Annotated in this window: 17 protein-coding genes; 10 read left to right on the top strand and 7 right to left on the bottom strand. The window is 69.3% G+C overall.

Translation table 11 applies throughout. The features are described from left to right. Positions 1-22: 22 nt before the first annotated feature. Positions 23-1,195 (bottom strand): GNAT family N-acetyltransferase, encoded by a 1,173-nt coding sequence (locus ASF22_RS06315; protein ID WP_056262526.1) that lies wholly within the window; start codon positions 1,193-1,195, stop codon positions 23-25. Between the two features lie 180 nt (positions 1,196-1,375). Between ASF22_RS06315 and ASF22_RS06310 the strand changes: the two genes are divergently transcribed. Then, entirely contained in the window at positions 1,376-2,425 is a 1,050-nt protein-coding gene (locus ASF22_RS06310; RefSeq protein WP_056171470.1) for a polysaccharide deacetylase family protein, read from the top strand. A gap of 27 nt (positions 2,426-2,452) precedes the next feature. Here ASF22_RS06310 and ASF22_RS06305 read toward each other — a convergent pair whose 3' ends face one another. The 5 genes from ASF22_RS06305 to ASF22_RS06285 all read right to left on the bottom strand — a co-directional run bounded on the left by ASF22_RS06305 (position 2,453) and on the right by ASF22_RS06285 (position 5,809). Then, entirely contained in the window at positions 2,453-2,824 is a 372-nt protein-coding gene (locus ASF22_RS06305) for a hypothetical protein (protein ID WP_056171468.1), read from the bottom strand. A gap of 83 nt (positions 2,825-2,907) precedes the next feature. Beyond that, complete coding sequence (locus ASF22_RS06300; RefSeq protein ID WP_056171466.1) at positions 2,908-3,120, bottom strand: DUF2842 domain-containing protein; 213 nt, start codon at positions 3,118-3,120, stop codon at positions 2,908-2,910. A gap of 160 nt (positions 3,121-3,280) precedes the next feature. Next, positions 3,281-4,063: an ABC transporter ATP-binding protein gene (locus ASF22_RS06295; RefSeq protein ID WP_056262698.1), complete on the bottom strand. Its 783-nt coding sequence runs from the start codon at positions 4,061-4,063 to the stop codon at positions 3,281-3,283. Then, positions 4,060-4,812 carry an ABC transporter permease gene (locus ASF22_RS06290; protein WP_056262694.1) on the bottom strand — a complete coding sequence of 251 codons (753 nt, stop codon included), beginning with the start codon at positions 4,810-4,812 and terminating at the stop codon, positions 4,060-4,062. The genes ASF22_RS06295 and ASF22_RS06290 overlap by 4 nt, the downstream gene beginning before the upstream one ends. Positions 4,813-4,834: 22 nt before the next feature. After that, the gene (locus tag ASF22_RS06285) at positions 4,835-5,809 is read right to left on the bottom strand and encodes an ABC transporter substrate-binding protein (protein ID WP_244472929.1); all 975 of its coding nucleotides are present in this window, start codon (positions 5,807-5,809) and stop codon (positions 4,835-4,837) included. Between the two features lie 356 nt (positions 5,810-6,165). On the opposite strand from ASF22_RS06285, the gene ASF22_RS06280 reads away from it, so the two are divergent. The 3 genes from ASF22_RS06280 to ASF22_RS06270 all read left to right on the top strand — a co-directional run bounded on the left by ASF22_RS06280 (position 6,166) and on the right by ASF22_RS06270 (position 8,522). Beyond that, entirely contained in the window at positions 6,166-6,576 is a 411-nt protein-coding gene (locus ASF22_RS06280) for a DUF3597 domain-containing protein (RefSeq protein ID WP_056262523.1), read from the top strand. Positions 6,577-6,946: 370 nt separating this feature from the next. Next, the gene (locus ASF22_RS06275; protein WP_056262520.1) at positions 6,947-7,867 is read left to right on the top strand and encodes a phosphatase PAP2 family protein; all 921 of its coding nucleotides are present in this window, start codon (positions 6,947-6,949) and stop codon (positions 7,865-7,867) included. A gap of 223 nt (positions 7,868-8,090) precedes the next feature. Next, a complete protein-coding gene (locus ASF22_RS06270) occupies positions 8,091-8,522 on the top strand; it encodes a hypothetical protein (protein WP_056262517.1) in 432 nt (143 codons plus the stop codon). A 139-nt stretch (positions 8,523-8,661) separates the two neighbouring features. Here ASF22_RS06270 and ASF22_RS06265 read toward each other — a convergent pair whose 3' ends face one another. Beyond that, complete coding sequence (locus ASF22_RS06265; protein ID WP_056262515.1) at positions 8,662-9,555, bottom strand: ATP-binding protein; 894 nt, start codon at positions 9,553-9,555, stop codon at positions 8,662-8,664. A gap of 220 nt (positions 9,556-9,775) precedes the next feature. On the opposite strand from ASF22_RS06265, the gene yajC reads away from it, so the two are divergent. The 6 genes from yajC to ASF22_RS06235 all read left to right on the top strand — a co-directional run bounded on the left by yajC (position 9,776) and on the right by ASF22_RS06235 (position 14,923). Beyond that, positions 9,776-10,111, top strand: coding sequence for a preprotein translocase subunit YajC (gene yajC / locus ASF22_RS06260; RefSeq protein ID WP_056171456.1), 336 nt, complete (start codon positions 9,776-9,778; stop codon positions 10,109-10,111). A gap of 71 nt (positions 10,112-10,182) precedes the next feature. Then, positions 10,183-11,790 (top strand): protein translocase subunit SecD, encoded by a 1,608-nt coding sequence (gene secD / locus ASF22_RS06255; RefSeq protein WP_056171453.1) that lies wholly within the window; start codon positions 10,183-10,185, stop codon positions 11,788-11,790. A 60-nt stretch (positions 11,791-11,850) separates the two neighbouring features. Then, on the top strand, positions 11,851-12,798 hold the full coding sequence (gene secF, locus ASF22_RS06250; protein ID WP_056171451.1) for a protein translocase subunit SecF: 948 nt from the start codon (positions 11,851-11,853) through the stop codon (positions 12,796-12,798). A gap of 3 nt (positions 12,799-12,801) precedes the next feature. Continuing rightward, on the top strand, positions 12,802-13,188 hold the full coding sequence (locus ASF22_RS06245; protein WP_056171450.1) for an MTH938/NDUFAF3 family protein: 387 nt from the start codon (positions 12,802-12,804) through the stop codon (positions 13,186-13,188). Beyond that, entirely contained in the window at positions 13,185-14,066 is an 882-nt protein-coding gene (locus ASF22_RS06240; protein ID WP_056171448.1) for a phytoene/squalene synthase family protein, read from the top strand. Before ASF22_RS06245 ends, ASF22_RS06240 begins: the two co-directional genes overlap by 4 nt. Before the next feature lie 86 nt (positions 14,067-14,152). Then, on the top strand, positions 14,153-14,923 hold the full coding sequence (locus ASF22_RS06235) for an ion channel (RefSeq protein ID WP_056262512.1): 771 nt from the start codon (positions 14,153-14,155) through the stop codon (positions 14,921-14,923). The last annotated feature ends 76 nt before the right edge of the window (positions 14,924-14,999 follow it).

The following is a 14,999-nucleotide window of genomic DNA, read 5'->3' as shown; positions in this document are numbered from 1 at the left end:
CCCCGAGCCGACGCCTCCCGCGCTACTGCGCGAGCGCACCTGCCCGCCAGTGGCGTAGGCGGCCGACCAGGGTCGACAGGCGCGGATCACGCTTGATCCGCCGCTTGAGCCGGGCAACGCCCACGGTCTTGAGGAGGAGGATCCGACCGGGCAGGGACACGGGAATGGTGACCTCGCCGAGCTCGATGGTCTCGTCACATGTGTTGGCCTTGTAGCGCGCCTCGCCGACGCCGAGGTCGAGGGCGCGGCGGCCACGCTCCGCCTGATCCCGGATCAGATACTGCAGCAGAATATCACCGGGGCTCGATCGGCTCACAGCCGGATCCTGGTCGAACGACGTCATCATGCCGCTGTAGCGGGCCGCGTCCACGGCGCCGGCGAAGACCGCGAACACCCGCCCGCTCTCGGTGCCCACCAGGGCCGCGACTTCGATGGCCGGTTCGTCGGAGCGTCCGTTCCGGCGCGCGCCGGCGGCGAGGAAGCCGCGCACGCCCGCATCGGCATAGGGGTTGGCGATCCCCATGGCGGAAAAACGCGATGCCTTCTGGGCGTAGAACGCGTCGAGGTAGGCGGTGACCTCCGCATCGGTCCGCGCCATCCGGTATGCCACCGGGCCGAACGCCTCGACGAGCTTCTTCTCCTTGGCGCGCAGTTTCTTGCGGGCGTCGGTGCTGAACACCCGCTTGACCGTGGATTCCGCATCGGGCCCCAGCAGGAGGCCGTAGGCGTCGCTCGGCGAAGGCTCGGCCCGGAAGCCGAGGGGGTTGGCGGCACCCTCCCAAAAAAAGGGCTGGTGCGAGAAGGCGTAGGCGGCGATGCCGGTGGCCCGGGCTGCCGCTCGGAGAGGCTCTGCCAGATCCTCGGGCCGCAGGGCGGCTGCCGCGCGCGAGGCGAAGAGGGGCATATGGAAGTTGGCGTGCTTCCCGCCGACGACCCGTGCGACGCGCAGGCCGTGCTCGTACGTCAGGTGACAGGGGATCAGCACCTGCGGTCGACCGGCCGCGTCGCGTACCACGAAGACACGAAGCACGGCGTCCGGTTCGGTCCGCAGATAGGCGGAGACCCAGTCGAAGCGCTGGTAGGGGGTCATCAGGACAGCCGGATCGGCTTCCAGGCCGCGCCACAGGGCCTCGACGGCGGCCAAATCGGAATAGACCTCCGTGGTCAGGCTGCCGCGCGCCGTATCCCGTATCATCTCCACTCCGCCTAGATCGTGCACGCCGCCCGTCACCACCGTCGCTCCCGCTCGCTCGGCGTCGAGGGAGCGCTCAGGCTCTTAAACGACGGGTGAAGCGCCGGGGCCGTCCTGTCGGCGTGGGTAACGAAACCTTGCCGGTTCCGGGACGACTATCGCTGGCCCACGTTCGGAGTTTCGATGTCGACAGCCCGCCGCCACCGCCTGTTCGAGGCCGGGTTCCGGACCATCGCGGCAACGGGGGCCGACCGCTGGCTCGCGCCCCTGGCCCGGGGACGGGGGGTGATCCTCACCTTTCATCATGTCCGCCCCGAGCCGCCCGGCGCCTACGCGCCCAATCGGCTGCTGGCCATCACACCGGACTTCCTGGATCACGTCCTCCTCACCCTGGCCCGACGCGGGTTCGAGGTGATCTCCCTCGATGCGGTGCCCGAGCGGCTCGCGGGGACGGGGCGCGCGCCCTTCGCCGTCCTGACCTTCGACGACGGCTACCGGGACAATGTCGAGCACGCCGCCCCGGTCCTGAGACGGCACGGCGCCCCCTGGACCCTGTTCGTCACCAGCGACTTCGCCGGTGGGCGCGGTCGCCTGTGGTGGCTCGAACTGGAGCGGGCGATCGGTCGCCTCCGGCGGGTGCGGCTTCCCGGTACGCAGATCGACCTGCCCGCGGGCAGCGACGCGGAGAAACGGGCGGCGTTCGAGGTGGTCTACCGCCACCTGCGCGCCGGACCCGAAGGGCATCTTCTCGCGGAGATCGCGGGCCTGTGCGAGCAGGCCGGCATCGCGGCAGGGACCCTGGCACGCGAACTGTGCCTGAGCTGGGACGAGCTCAGGGGGCTCGGCCGCGACCCGACCGTGACCTTCGGCGCCCATACGATCAGCCACCCGATGCTCGCCAAGCATGACGCGGCGACCCTGCGGCGGGAGGTCGAGGCGGGCCGCGAGGATCTCGCCCGCGAACTCGGCCGCCCGGTGCGGCACCTGTCCTATCCGGTCGGCGACCCGAGTTCCGCGGGCCAGCGGGAGTTCGCCCTGGCGCGGCAGCTCGGCTTCTCGACGGCGGTGACGACGCGGCCGGGCCACCTGTTCCCTGGGCACGTCGACCACCTGCAGGCCCTGCCGCGCGTCTCGGTGAACGGCTGCCACCAGAGCCCGGCCGCCCTCGCGTCCCTGCTCTCGGGTGTGCCGTTCCTGGCCTGGAACCGGGGGCGGCGCCTCAACGTCGGTTGAACGGAAAGGTCTTGGCGATCAGTCGGATCAGCGCCGGCGGTGACGGCGATACGAGCGCGACCCGCCGCCGGTGTCGAAGCTCGCGCTCTGGCGGCCGTGGCGGCCGTAGCGACTGCGCCGTCCCCGACGGCCGGTCTCCTGCACCGTCGGCAGGGCGGCGGCGATGCTGGACGGCAGGGCCGCCAGGGCCGTGGCGACGGAGGCCGAGGCGGTCGCCGCTCCTGCGGAAATGCCGGCCGCAACGTTCTTGGCGGCAGGGCCGAACATCGCCAGGCACTGGTTGTAGGCGAGATCGTTCTTGAGGCGTTCGCACTCGCCCACGGAGCGCGGTGCGCCTTGGGCGGCGGCCAGGGTGGGGGCGAGGAAGGCCAGGAGAACCAGAGTCGGGCGGAGCGGCATGATGCGGGGAATCGACCTTCGGCGCGTTCGGGAGCGGGGCCGTTTGTGCCCCGCGAGTGCGGCGAAATCCCGGCGCCTTCCGGTCAAGCGTCGGAGTCGGGCCGCTGCATCCAACTGATGAGGGGCATCAGCGGGATGATCCAGGCGATGCCCAGGATGCAGTAGAGCACCGCCTGCACGGGGGCCGGGGTCTGCGAGATGCGGCTGTCGGCGAGCGCCATGGCGAGCGGCGCGTAGACGACGACGAAGGCCAGCATCGTGATGGTGCCGATCAGGGAGCGGGTGCGGCGGCGCATCGGCCTTCTCCTCGGGCGGTCCTACGGAGAAAACGGACGCCCCGGGCGGGGTTAAGCCCGGCGCACGCGCGGCGCAATGCGCCGGTCCGTCGCCCGGATGGAACGGCGCACGCCCCCCATGCGCCGAAGGCGCCGGTACGGTTCGGCCGGCGCGGCGCCGTCACAGCTCGGCCGAGCGGCCCGACAGTTCGGCCCGCAACTGGCGGGCGGCCTCCAGCAACGCGGCGTCGCGGCGGCGGCGGGGCCGGGGCACCGTGACGGTCATCTCCGCGGCGACCCGGCCGGGGGCGCCGGCCAGGACCACCACCCGGTCGGCCAGGGTGACGGCCTCGTCGATGTCGTGGGTGACGAACAGGATGGTCTTGCCGGTGGCCGCCTGGATGCGCTGCAGCTCGTCCTGCAGGCCTTCGCGGGTGAAGCTGTCGAGGGCCGAGAACGGTTCGTCCATGAGGAGCACGTCGGGATCGACGGCGAGGGCCCGGGCGATGGCGACGCGCTGGCGCTGGCCGCCCGAGAGCTGGTGCGGCCAGCGCTGGCCGAGGTCGGCCAAGCCCACCAGCGCCAGCATCTCGGCCGCCTTGGCGAGGCGCTGGGCCTTGGTGAGGCCGCTGCCCTCCAGCCCGAAGGCCACGTTGGCGACGACCCGGCGCCACGGCAGCAGGCGGGCGTCCTGGAACACCAGGGCCATGGGCGTGCGGCAGCCGGGGCGGGGCTCGACGCGCACGGTGCCGGCGCTCGGCTGGGCGAGGCCGATGAGCACCCGCAGGACCGTGGACTTGCCGACCCCGGATTCGCCGACGATGACGAGGAATTCGCCCCGCGCGATGGTGAGGTCGAGGTCGGCGAGGATCGTGTTGCGCACTCCTTCCCGCTCGTAGGCGAGGCTGAGGCCCTGGATGGCGATGATGGGCGAAGAGACGGGCGGGGGGACGGGCGTGCTCACGCGCGCCACCGCAGGAGCCAGCCCTGGAGGGCGACGAAGCCGGTGTCGAACAGGCCGTAGAGGCCGGCCATGGTGAGCATGTAGACGACCACGATGTCGGTGGAGAGGAGGCTGGAGGCCTGCATCATCCGGGCGCCGACGCCCGGCACGCCGAAGATCTCGGCGGCGACCACGGCCATCCAGGCCTGGCCCAGGGCGGTGCGCAGGCCCACGAGGATGCCCGGGGTGGCGGCCGGCAGCAGGATCTTGACGAGGCGCGACCACGGCGAGCGGAAGCCGAAGGCCTGCGCCACCTCGACGAGGTCGCGGTCGACGCCGCGCACGGCGCCTTGGGTGGCGAAGAACACGATCCAGAACACGCCGATGGCGATGATGAACACGGCGGCCGAGGGCTGGACCCCGAACCAGATGATGGCGAAGGGCACCCAGGCGAGGCCGGGGATCGGCCGCAGCAGCCGCACGATCCAGGCGGTGACGGCCTCGAACCCCGAAAACATGCCGCTGAGGAGGCCGAGCGCGATGCCGGCCCCGGCGCCCACAGTGAGGCCGACGACGTAGTGGCTCAGGCTCGACCACACGGCCTCGCCCCACACGCCAAGCTGGATCTCCCGCAGGAAGGCGGTCGGAATCGTGCTCGGCGGCGGCAGGAAGGCCGGGTTGATGAGGCCGAGGCGCGGCATCGCCTCCCAGAACACCAGGAAGGCGGCGAGGCCGAGGGCGGAGAGCGCCGTGGCGCGGAACGCGGGCATGCGGTTCAAGCGGGCGCGCGGCTCAGCGCGCGGTCGCCTTCTCGTAGGGGCGCGGGTCGAACAGACCGTCCAGCGGCACGTCCTTGTCCAGCGTCCCGATGGAGACCTGATAGGCCTGCATCGCCTTGGTGGCCTCGACGATGGCGCGGGGATCGGCGGTGAATTTCGCCGCCGGCGAGGTGATGGCCTTCTGGATGGTGGCGAGATCGGTGATGCCCTTGCCCAAAGCCGCCTCGACGGGCTTCGCCGCGCGGGCCGGATCGGATTTCAGCAACTCGCTCGCCTTGATCACGGCCTTCACCAGGCCCTCGACGGCCGCCGGGTTCTTGTCCGCGAAGGCGCCGAACACGCCCACCACGGTGCCGGGCTGGTTGGGGAACATCTCACCGCCCGTGGCGATGAGTTTGATCGCCGGGTTGCGCTGCTGGACGATGGTGAGCGCCGGCTCGCGGATGGAGGCGCCGTCGACGGCCCCGGCCAGCACCGCCTGCTGGGTCGCGTCGATGCCCATGGCGACCACCTCGGCATTCGCCTTGTCGGCCTTGGCGACCTGCCAGAGCCAATGCTGCAGGGTGGTGTTGGGCACGGAGCCCGGCGGCTGGGTGGCGAGGCGGGCGGGCCGGCCCTCCTTGGCCTTGAACTGGGCGAAGGCCTCGGCCTTGCCGGCGCCGTTCGCGAAGTAGGGGGCGAGCTTCGGCCCGGCCACGAACACCATCTCCTCGATGGCGGTGGCGGCCACCACGCGGACGTCGATGCCCTTGGTGCGGGCGACGGCGAGCGGCGCGACGCCGGCGACGTAGACGTCGATGGTGCCCGACGCCAGGGCCTGGATCATGTTGGGGCCGGATTCGAAGGTGGTGAAGGTGGGGGCGAGCCCCGCCTCCTTGAGCCAGCCCTCGCCATTGGCGACGAAGACCGGCGCCGCGCCGACGACCGGGATCACGCCGATGCGCACGGGCACGGGGGCGGTGCTCTGGGCCGAGGCGACGCCCGTCATGGAGAGCAGCAGGGCGAAAACGGGCAGGAGGCGCATCGGTCAGGTCCGGTCAGGGGCGTCGAGAAGGGTGGCCGACGGCACGGGGCGCCCCAGGGCTCCACCGCACGGATCGATCGGGGCTTCTGGTCCCGGGCCTTGGCACGGGGCGCCGGGGCACGCAAGAATTTGCTCGCGTCTCCGGCCTGTTGCCCCGTGCTTTGGAAGATCCCTCTCCGTTCGCGGGGGCGGGCAGGGCGGTTCTGTCGCGGCCCGGGCGGGTTCCGGCGCGGCTTTCGGGAACGGCCTCGTCTCGCTTCCGTTATCCCCCCGCTGCGGCCACCGGGCCGGCGGCGGCACCAGAATCAGGGATTTCCACCATGAGCCTCCTCGGCAGCATCGTCAGCAAGATCCTCCATCCCTTCGGAGGCGGCGACGCCCAGGCCAAGCCCGCCGACGCCCCGGCCACCACCGGCGGCTCCGACGCCTCCACCTCGACCGGCACCGCCACGGGCGGGTCCGTCCCGGCCGGCTCCGTCGATGTCGAGGAGGTTCTCAACGGCATGGCCGCCAAGAACGGCCAGACCCTCAACTGGCGCACCTCCATCGTCGACCTGATGAAGCTCCTCGACCTCGATTCGAGCCTCACCGCCCGCAAGCAGCTCGCCGATGAGCTCCACTACACGGGCGACAAGGAGGATTCGGCTTCCATGAACGTCTGGCTGCACAAGCAGGTGATCAAGAAGCTTGAAGAGAACGGCGGCAAGGTGCCGGCCGATCTGAAGGATTGATTGTCAATTCAGGCTCGGAGCGCATTCGCGCCTGAGCTGTTCGGCAGGCCCGGTTGCCCTTGCGGCAGCCGGGCCTTCGTCGTTTGAATGCCGAGGGGAAGGCAGCAAAGCCGCTTGGACGTCTCGGATACGTCGGCCCGTGATCCTACGCGCACCGACCGGGCATCGATCGTGGCGAAGATCGAAGGCGGAGGTCTTGCTGGCGATCCAAGGGTGTCGTGGGAGCCGTGCCTCCGGTTCAAAGCGTAGGTTGCCCTCGGCAAATCGAGGTGTACCTTCTGTCGCTTCGAAGCGGGATCTATCAACTTCGCTTTAGGATTGCGTGTGCATAGTGTGTGCAAACTAGGGTTCGCACATGCATCCGAGAGTCTTGGCGTCGACCAGTGCCGCCGCCGTGACGGCGTGCGCCCTCGGCATGACGGTCGCGACCGGGCTTCGGGTCGAGTTGTCTCACTTGCTGCTGTGGGCTGCGGGCATCTGCGTCCTCTTCGCACTCCAGGCGTTCTACACCTTCTACCGACGGGAACCTTTCATCGCCGATAGCCTCGGTACGCTCGCCGTGACCGGGTGCAGTCTGACCATGCTTGGGGTTCTTGCGTTGGCAGGCCTGGCCGTCAACGCGCCGCTCATCGATGGGGCGCTGATCCGAGCCGATGAGATGATCGGTCTCGATGCGCGAACGATCGTGGCGTTCGTGTCCCGGGTGCCGGCACTGCACCACCCCCTGGTCTTCGCTTACCACGCGTCGTTCAAGGTACTCATCTTCGTGCCCCTGATCCTCATTCTCATGCGGAGAGCGGACGCGGCATGGCGGTTCTGTGCGATGATCGCGCTCGCCGGATTCGCCTGTGCCCTCATCGCGATTCCATTTCCGGCCATCGGAGCCTTCGCCGGACTGCAACTGGCCGAGGATGTCGTTTCACAACTACCGGAGGGCGCGGGCCTCTATCACCTCGCAACGTTCGATGCGTTCCGCTCCGGAACGACGAAGCATGTCCGTCTTTCCGAGTTGAATGGAGTCATCACGTTCCCCTCGTTTCATGCGGCCTTCGCCTGTGTGACCGCCCACGTGTTCATGTCCTTGCGAATATTGCCCGTGCGCCTGTTGCGCCTATCGATCCTGATCTGGACCGCCATCGTCATGGTATCGACGATCGTCATCGGCGGGCATTATTTCGTGGATGTGTTCGCCGGTGTCGCCCTGTTTGCGGTTGTGGTGTCGATCACGCGGACGCGGAAGCCCTCTCCCGATCTGTCCATGCCGTTGCGAGCCCTGAACCCCGCGACGTGAGGGGGGGTCGGCTCGCGACCGTTCCGACGAGGGTTACCGGTAACACCCTGCGCCTCGAACGTGGTCTCGGCCGGGACGCTCCTCGCAGGGCGCGCCCGGCCCGGCGCCAGAGAGGGGCGATCCGGTTTCGGGATGTCCATTCAATCGAAGGCGGCGCTTGGAGCCTTCTTCCCGCAGGAGTATGCCTCGGTGAGCCGCAGAGGCTGGTTCGAGGAACTGGGTCATGGCGTGGAGCGCGCGAACCTTCTGCATCGTCATTGGCGGCGCTGCCGCACAGCTTCTGGTCTATCATGCCCTGCGAGGGTGGGCCGGTCTGACATCACCCGTGGCGAGCGTGCTTGCGGGTGTGCTCGTCACCTCCGCCTGTCTCCTTGTGGCGAGCGAGCGCCCCGCGCGTCTGCGATGGGGGCTCGAGGACTATTCTGCCCTTCACATAGTCTCGTTTCTGGCACTGCTGCCGGCGGCGCGCGATGGGTTCAATCTCTTCGTCGGGTTGCCCTCCGATTCGTTTGCGGCGGCGACCGCTTTCATCTGCCTCCCGTTGCTGGCGATCCAGGCGCTTACCCGACGCATTCTCTTCAGCCGGGCGGAAATGGAGAGCCTGCGCGGAGACCGAATCCGGTCCCGCGCGCTCGAGGAAGAGCGGGGCGTTTAGTGTCTGTCACAAAACTCCCGCTGCACCGCCGTATTCAGAGCGAGAACCGATGGTGACCGGCAGGTTTGCGAGGCACTCTTAGCGCCCGTCCCCGCGTCCGGGCTAGAAAGCGGGAGCGTGCGCCGGACGATCCGCGCGGTCACCCCAACCGCTGCCCAAGCCGCCCCGCCAGATCCTGAATGTACTGGAACGCCGTGCGCCCCGAGCGCGAGCCCCGGGTGGTCGCCCATTCCAGGGCCTCGGCCCGCACGGTGTCGGGGTCGGCGGTCAGGCCGTGGCGGGCCACGTAGGCGCGGACCATGGCGAGGTATTCGTCCTGGCTGCACTTGTGGAAGCCGAGCCACAGGCCGAAGCGGTCGGAGAGCGACACCTTCTCCTCCACGGCCTCGCCGGGATTGATGGCCGTGGAGCGCTCGTTCTCCACCATGTCGCGGGCGAGCAGGTGCCGGCGGTTGGAGGTGGCGTAGAACAGCACGTTCTCGGGGCGCCCCTCGATGCCGCCGTCCAGCGCCGTCTTGAGGGACTTGTACGAGGTGTCGTCGCCGTCGAACGACAGGTCGTCGCAGAACACGATCCAGCGGTGCCGGTCGCCCCGCAGGGTCGCCATGAGGTCGGGCAGGGCCTCGATGTCTTCGCGATGAATTTCCACGAGCTTGAGCGGGAGGGCGTCGCCCCGGCCCGCGTTGATCTCGGCGTGCACGGCCTTCACCAGGGACGACTTGCCCATGCCGCGCGCCCCCCACAGCAGGGCGTTGTTGGCCGGCAGGCCGGCGGCGAAGCGCCGGGTGTTCTCCGCCAGCGTGTCGCGGGCCCGATCGATGCCCGTGAGCAGGCCGATCTCGACGCGGTTGACGGAGCGCACCGGGATCAGCCGGCGCTCGGGCCCCCACAGGAACGCGTCGGCCGCCGCGACGTCCACCGCCGGGCGGGCGGGGGGCGCGGCCCGCTCCAGGGCGGCGGCGATGCGCTCCAGCACGGGCAGCAGATCGGGGTGAAGGGTTTCGTGCGGGGCCGGGTCGGTGGCAGAGGTCATCGCGAAAGGTCCTTCGGGCGGGCGCGGGGGCCGGTTTAGGGCAAATCCGCCGAAAGATCAGCGTCCCCGGGGCAGGGGGCTTGCGCCCGGGACCGTTTCGCCCCAGGCCCACGCCGTTGCTTTCACTTAGGCCGTGGCTATAGTCCGCGCGCTTTTTCGACAGGCCCGCACGCCCCCTCGCTCGAGGGGATCGGGGCCGTATCCTTGAGGAGTCACGCGCTTGATCACCCCCGCCTTCGCGCAAGGGGCCTCCGCGGCCGCTGGCGGAGCGGACATCGCCTTGCAGGTGGTGCCGTTCGTCCTCATCTTCGTCATCATGTACTTCCTGATCCTCCGCCCGCAGCAGCGCCGCGTGAAGGAGCATCAGAGCATGGTCAAGAACGTGCGCCGCGACGACACCGTCGTCACCACCGGCGGCATCGTCGGCCGCGTCACCAAGGTCGCCGACGACGCCTCGGAGATCGAGGTCGAGATCGCCCCCAACGTCCGCGTCAAGGTCGTCCGCACCATGATCGCGGAAGTCCGGGTCAAGGGCGGGCCGGTCAAGGCCGCCTGAGCCATCGACGGACGAGGCCGGCGCAAGGGCCGGCCTCGCAATCAAGAAACGGCAAGGGACGGGACTTCCGGATGCTGCGCTTCTCGCGAACCAAGATCGTCACGACGCTGGCCGTCATCCTCATCGGCCTGAGCCTCGCCGTGCCGAGCTTCTTCTCGCCGGAGCAGCGCAAGGGCTTCATGGCGGGGCTGCCGGGCTGGTTCCCGAGCTGGATTATCCCCCAGCGCGCCATCGTGCTCGGCCTCGACCTCCAGGGCGGCTCGCAGCTCCTGCTGGAGGTCGACCAGAACGAACTCGTGGCGTCCCAGGGCAAGGCGCTCCGCGACGACGTGCGCCGCATCCTCCAACAGGAATCCGTCCGGGCCGAGGGCGGCATCCAGCTCTTGCAGCGCGGCGTTCAGGTCCGCGTCCCCGACGATGCGGCGCGCGCCAAGGTGCTGCCGAAGCTGCGCGAACTCGCCCAGCCCATCGCCAATCCCCTCGTTGGCCAGGGCTCGGGCCGCACCCTCGACATCGCCGAGCAGCCCGACGGCGCCATCCGCCTGAGCCTCACCGATGCGGGCATCACCGAGCGCACCCGCCGCGCCGTGAGCCAGGGCATCGAGGTCATCCGCCGCCGCCTCGATTCCACGGGCACCACCGAGCCGTCGATCCAGCAGCAGGGCGCCGACCGCATCCTGATCCAGGTGCCCGGCGAGCAGAACCCGGAGCGCCTCGAGAAGCTCCTGGGGAGCACCGCCAAGCTCGAATTCCGCATGCTGTCGGACTCGCCCTCGGGTGACGTCGATCTGCTGCCTTCCAAGGACGAGAAGGGCGCCAAGGTCCCCGTCGAGCGCCGGGTCATGGCCGATGGCGGCGACCTCACCGACGCCCAGCCGGCCTTCGACCATCAGACCCAGGAGCCGATGGTCTCCTTCAAGTTCAACCTGAAGGGCGCCCAGCGCTTCGGGCAGGCGACGGCCGAGAACGTCGGCCGCCGCATGGCCATCGTGCTCGACAACGAGGTGGTCTCGGCGCCGCGCATCAACACGCCGATCACCGGCGGCTCCGGCCAGATCACGGGCAACTTCACGGTCGCCCAGGCCAACGACCTCTCGGTGCTCCTGCGCGCCGGCGCCCTGCCGGCGAAGTTCACCGTGGTCGAGCGCCGCGTCGTCGGCCCGGGCCTCGGCCGCGACTCGATCCAGGCCGGCAAGCTGGCGACGTTGGTCGCCGGCGCCCTGGTCATCGTGTTCATGTTCGCCACCTACGGGGTGTTCGGCTTCTTCGCCAACATCGCCCTCATCGTCCATGTCGGCCTCATCCTGGGCCTGATGTCGGTGCTGGAGGCCACCATGACCCTGCCGGGCATCGCCGGCATCGTGCTCACCATCGGCACGGCGGTGGATTCCAACGTGCTGATCTACGAGCGCGTGCGCGAGGAGGTGCGGGCGGGCCGCTCCATCGTCTCGGCCCTGCAGGCGGGCTTCGACAAGGCGTTCGCCACCATCATCGACTCGAACTCGACCATGGCCATCGCCGCCCTGATCCTGTTCTTCCTCGGCTCCGGCCCGGTGAAGGGCTTCGCCGTGGTGTTCATCCTCGGCATCCTCACGACCGTCATCACCGCCGTGACCCTGACCCGCATGATGATCGCCCTGTGGTACAATATCGCCCGGCCGAAAGCCCTGCCGTTCTGATCGTCCCCACCGGGGACGCCCGCCGGCCCTTTCGACCCTGAGACACATTCGAGACCGATCATGCGTCTGCTCCGCCTCTGGCCCGACGAATCGCACTTCGATTTCATGCGCTTCCGGCGGTTCACCTTCCCGCTTTCGGCGCTGATGTCGGTGGCGACCGTGATCCTGTTCCTCACGGTGGGCCTCAACTTCGGCATCGACTTCAAGGGCGGCACCCTCGTCGAGCTCCAGGCGAAATCCGGCACCGCCGATGTCGGGGCCGTGCGCCACACGGCGAACGGCTTCGGCTTCGGCGAGACCGAGGTGCAGGAACTCGGCGGCCAGGGCACCATCCTGGTGCGCTTCCCGCTCCAGGCCGGCGAGCAGGGCCAGACGGCGGTGATGCAGAAGGCGCACGCCTCGTTCGACGCCGAGTACGAATTCCGCCGCACGGAGACCGTCGGCCCCCGCGTCTCGGGCGAACTCGTGCAGTCCGGCACCATCGGGGTGGTGCTCTCGGTGCTGGCGGTGCTGTTCTACCTGTGGTTCCGGTTCGAGCGGGAACTCGCCCTCGGGGCGATCGTGGGCACCCTCCACGACATCGTGCTCACCATCGGCATCTTCGTCATCACCCGCATCGAGTTCAACATGACCTCGATCGCCGCGATCCTCACCATCGTGGGCTACTCGCTCAACGAGACCGTGGTGGTGTTCGACCGGACCCGCGAACTGATGCGCCGCTACAAGACGATCCCCACGGTGGAGCTCCTCAACCTGTCCATCAACTCCACCATGTCCCGCACGGTGATGACGGCGACCTCCGCCTTCCTGTCGCTGCTCGCCCTGGTGCTGTTCGGCGGCGAGGCGATCAAGGGCTTCGCCATCGTGATGCTGGCCGGCGTCGTCATCTGCACCTACTCGGCGATCTTCGTCTCGACGCCGGTGCTGATCTACCTCGGCCTCATGCTCTCGGGGGTGAAGGCGCAGGCCGCCCGGTCGGGCGGGCGGGTGCCCCAGGCTGCGGAGTAGCGCATGGCAGCCGGCAGCCTCCACGACGGCTACGTTCCCGGCCGCCACATCATCGACGCCTACGGCAACGGCGGCTTCCGCTTCGCCGAGATGTCCCATCGCGGCTCGATCCTGATGCTGCCCTCGGGCGTCCGCGCCTGGGCGCCCGACGACGCCCGGGCCATCGACCGCAACGCCCTGCGGCCCGTGGTGGCGGAGGGGGGGGCGGTCGAACTCCTCCTCATCGGGACCGGCCTCGACATCGCGCCCCTGCCCGACGCCCTGCGGCGCTGGCTGAAGGAGGCCGGCATCGGCCTCGACGTGATGCAGACGGGTGCGGCGGCCCGCACCTACAACATCCTGGTGGCCGAGAACCGCAAGGTCGCCGCCGCCCTGGTGGCGGTCGCATGACGGACACGGACACCAAAGCCGGCCCGGCCGGCGGCCTCGACTTCGCGTTCGGGCATTGCGAGGCCCTGGTGAAGGCGGGCGACCCAGACCGTTACTTCGCCACCCTGTTCGCCCCCGCGAGCGCCCGGCCGCACCTCTTCGCCCTCATCGCCTTCAGCCTCACCATCGCCCGCACCCGCGAGGCGGCCTCGAACCCCATGGCGGGCGAGATCCGTCTGCAATGGTGGCGCGACGCCCTCCAGGGCGAGGCGCGGGGCGACGTGAAGGCCAACCCCGTGGCGGCGGCCCTCGACGACGCCATCGTCAAGCGCAAGCTCGGGCGCCAGCCCTTCGTCGATCTCATCGACGCCCGCGTCTTCGACCTCTACGACGACCCGATGCCGCGGGTGAACGACCTCGAGGGCTATTGCGGCGAGACGGCCTCGGCCCTCATCCGCCTCGGCGGCCTCGTCCTGTGCGACGGCGCCGAGCCCGGCGGCGCGGCGGCCGCCGGCCATGCGGGCGTCGCCTACGGCATCACCGGCCTGCTGAGGTCCCTGCCGTGGCATGCGCGCGGCGGCCAGGTCTACCTCCCGGCCGACATCCTGAAGACCTACGGCGTCACCCGCGAGGACGTGGTGACGGGCCGCGGCGGCCCCGGCCTCGTGCACGCCTGCGCCGACCTTCGGGCGCTGGCCCGCCGCCACCTCGCGGCCTACGCGGCGGCGCGCGGCACCATCGCGCCCGCCGCGCGGGCCGCCTTCCTCCCCGTGGCCCTGGTGGAACCCTACCTCGCCGCCATGGAACGCCCGGGCTACGACCCGCTCAACACCCTCATCGAGATCCCGCGCTGGCGCCGGCTGTGGCGCCTGTGGCGGGCGTCCCGGGGGGCGTTCTAGGGGCGAACGCGTTTCGGTCGGGTCCGAACCCATGGGGCCGGGCAAGGATGCGTTAGGGGTTGACCCCTGCCCGTAAGATCGGACTCATGACCACGCTGAAAGCTAGGCTTCAGGCCCTCTACGAAGGCGACACCGACCGAGCGCACCGCTTCCGTTACGCACTGCTGGCGTTTGACATAGCGACGATCGCTTTCGTCATCGTCACATCTTTTCTGCCACTTTCACTTTGGATCGTCGTACTCGACGTGGCGCTTGGCGCAGGTGTTCTGGCCGATTTCCTCGGCCGCCTGCTGATTAGCCGGGCGCCGGCCCGCGAGTTCCTGCGGCTGAGCACTTGGACGGACGTGGTGGCGATCGTCTCATTCCTGGCGCCAATGGTCGTGCAGGGCGTCGGCTTTCTGCGCATCCTGCGCACCCTTCGACTGTTGCGCACCTACCAACTGCTTGAACGGTTGCGGCACGATAGTCCGTTTTTCCGGCGGAACGATGATGCCATTCTGGCCGCCACCAACCTTATGGTGTTCGTGTTCGTAATGACCGGTGTCATCTACGTCACGCAAGCAGGGAGCAACCCAGCGATCGGCAGTCCGGTCGACGCACTGTACTTCACGGTCACATCCCTCACGACCACCGGCTACGGCGATATTACGTTACCGGGACCGACCGGGCGCCTGATCTCGGTGTTCGTGATGATATGCGGGGTGACACTCTTCTTCCGGCTCGCCCAAGTCGTATTTCGCCCCTACAAGGTACGCTTCCCGTGTCCGACCTGTGGGCTGCAGCGTCACGAGCTGGATGCTGTACACTGCAAAGCCTGCGGCACCACGCTGAACATCCCCGACGAAGGCGCATATTAAGACAATTGTGTAGGGCGGGATCAGGCTCGGGAAGAAGTCCGACCGACGCAGATCGCGGCAGCACTCCAACGATGGA

Source organism: Methylobacterium sp. Leaf87 (assembly GCF_001422775.1).
GTDB lineage: Bacteria > Pseudomonadota > Alphaproteobacteria > Rhizobiales > Beijerinckiaceae > Methylobacterium.
This window is presented reverse-complemented; position numbering and strand designations above follow the sequence as displayed.

What these genes read in the sequence shown, in the direction of transcription:
- ASF22_RS06315 (WP_056262526.1), bottom strand. Translation starts at nt 1,195, where the DNA reads ATGATACGGGATACGGCGCGCGGCAGCCTGACCACGGAGGTCTATTCC.
- ASF22_RS06310 (WP_056171470.1), top strand. Translation starts at nt 1,376, where the DNA reads ATGTCGACAGCCCGCCGCCACCGCCTGTTCGAGGCCGGGTTCCGGACC.
- ASF22_RS06305 (WP_056171468.1), bottom strand. Translation starts at nt 2,824, where the DNA reads ATGCCGCTCCGCCCGACTCTGGTTCTCCTGGCCTTCCTCGCCCCCACC.
- ASF22_RS06300 (WP_056171466.1), bottom strand. Translation starts at nt 3,120, where the DNA reads ATGCGCCGCCGCACCCGCTCCCTGATCGGCACCATCACGATGCTGGCC.
- ASF22_RS06290 (WP_056262694.1), bottom strand. Translation starts at nt 4,812, where the DNA reads ATGCCCGCGTTCCGCGCCACGGCGCTCTCCGCCCTCGGCCTCGCCGCC.
- ASF22_RS06285 (WP_244472929.1), bottom strand. Translation starts at nt 5,809, where the DNA reads ATGACGGGCGTCGCCTCGGCCCAGAGCACCGCCCCCGTGCCCGTGCGC.
- ASF22_RS06280 (WP_056262523.1), top strand. Translation starts at nt 6,166, where the DNA reads ATGAGCCTCCTCGGCAGCATCGTCAGCAAGATCCTCCATCCCTTCGGA.
- ASF22_RS06270 (WP_056262517.1), top strand. Translation starts at nt 8,091, where the DNA reads ATGGCGTGGAGCGCGCGAACCTTCTGCATCGTCATTGGCGGCGCTGCC.
- ASF22_RS06265 (WP_056262515.1), bottom strand. Translation starts at nt 9,555, where the DNA reads ATGACCTCTGCCACCGACCCGGCCCCGCACGAAACCCTTCACCCCGAT.
- secD (WP_056171453.1), top strand. Translation starts at nt 10,183, where the DNA reads ATGCTGCGCTTCTCGCGAACCAAGATCGTCACGACGCTGGCCGTCATC.
- secF (WP_056171451.1), top strand. Translation starts at nt 11,851, where the DNA reads ATGCGTCTGCTCCGCCTCTGGCCCGACGAATCGCACTTCGATTTCATG.
- ASF22_RS06245 (WP_056171450.1), top strand. Translation starts at nt 12,802, where the DNA reads ATGGCAGCCGGCAGCCTCCACGACGGCTACGTTCCCGGCCGCCACATC.
- ASF22_RS06240 (WP_056171448.1), top strand. Translation starts at nt 13,185, where the DNA reads ATGACGGACACGGACACCAAAGCCGGCCCGGCCGGCGGCCTCGACTTC.
- ASF22_RS06235 (WP_056262512.1), top strand. Translation starts at nt 14,153, where the DNA reads ATGACCACGCTGAAAGCTAGGCTTCAGGCCCTCTACGAAGGCGACACC.